The sequence below is a fragment of the Pseudomonas sp. IT-347P genome (assembly GCF_949768005.1).
Taxonomy (GTDB): Bacteria; Pseudomonadota; Gammaproteobacteria; order Pseudomonadales; family Pseudomonadaceae; genus Aquipseudomonas.
Window position 1 is genome coordinate 1 of sequence record NZ_CATKPQ010000056.1, and the last position, 203, is coordinate 203.

Annotated in this window: 1 protein-coding gene; it reads right to left on the reverse strand. The window is 60.6% G+C overall.

What is annotated here, in order from left to right; all coding sequences use genetic code 11:
• The coding region (locus tag ACM6IV_RS22425) for a hypothetical protein (RefSeq protein ID WP_414871703.1) at positions 1–203 on the reverse strand (203 nt) is incomplete at both ends.

Consider the following 203-nt stretch of genomic DNA (forward strand, 5'->3'; position numbering starts at 1 on the left):
GTGCCGTAAGTGCCGGTGAATGTGCCCGGGGTTACGGGTCCGGTGGGTACGCGGTCAGCGCCTTGTACATCGTTGGTCAGCACATTGCCGGTCAGGGTCAGTTGGCTTTCTGACGCTGTTCCGTTGCTGTCGTCGTTGGCTTTTGGCAGGTCGTCGACGATGTTCACGTCCAGCGTGCCATTGGCGGTGGTGCCGTTATCGTC